Source organism: Escherichia sp. AM3 (assembly GCF_032029835.1).
GTDB lineage: Bacteria > Pseudomonadota > Gammaproteobacteria > Enterobacterales > Enterobacteriaceae > Escherichia > Escherichia coli.
Genome location: NZ_JAVUPQ010000461.1, coordinates 1 through 723, shown reverse-complemented (window position 1 = coordinate 723; position 723 = coordinate 1). Strand labels below are relative to the sequence as shown.

Genomic DNA, 723 nt, shown 5'->3' with positions numbered 1-723 from the left:
GGATCATCGTTGCGCGATCCTTATGCTCCTCGACAAGGCTGGAAACCAACTATGGGATGTACCCGTGCACAGAATGAAGATGTAGATGAGTTGTGTAAGAAAGTGACAAGTTGGATGTATTCGCATCCTGGAGAGAGAATTAGATATGAACGTTTTAAGACACGTTAATGCGATTAACATGGGAGTGTGCATTCTAATTTGGGTTATTGGATGTGCAAATGCTAAAGTTCTTAAACGATGTATATTACCTGCTCCTGATGGTGGCGTAGAAAAACTATCAAAACCCAACTTACATGGAGTAATTAAAAAAGTTGATTTGAACACAAATGAAGCGGAAATTAAAATAAAAGAGGGGGGGGCAGTGAGTTTTATTTTTAATGAGGAAACATTGTATTTTACTGGTTTTGGTGGGGATTTTAGTATGGATGATTTAAAAAAAGTAAAAAATACGGAAGCATGGGTATGGTATAAAAATTGCGATAGTAAAAATAAAAATGTGGCAGTTGAACTTCTTCAAATCTACGAATTGCATCAATGAAAAATATAGTTAAATAGAGGAGGTTATTAATAGCAGGAAAAGCATCACGTGATGCTGATTTTTTGCACTAAATAATTCGCGCTAATGTTCAATAGTTAATATATCCCTCATCAGGGAAAGATCACCGGTGTGCCGTAGGCACAAAGATGCAAAACGGGACGTTTTGCATGTAATAAGCATAAGCT

Annotated in this window: 1 protein-coding gene; it reads left to right on the top strand. The window is 36.7% G+C overall.

All coding sequences use genetic code 11. The features are described 5' to 3' along the window. The first annotated feature begins 145 nt into the window (after nt 1–145). The gene (locus RTW80_RS26600) at nt 146–538 is read left to right on the top strand and encodes a hypothetical protein (RefSeq protein WP_312721088.1); all 393 of its coding nucleotides are present in this window, start codon (nt 146–148) and stop codon (nt 536–538) included. Nucleotides 539–723: the final 185 nt, after the last annotated feature.

Excerpts from the sequence above, each read along its gene's own strand:
- RTW80_RS26600 (WP_312721088.1), top strand. The coding sequence starts at position 146 with ATGAACGTTTTAAGACACGTTAATGCGATTAACATGGGAGTGTGCATT.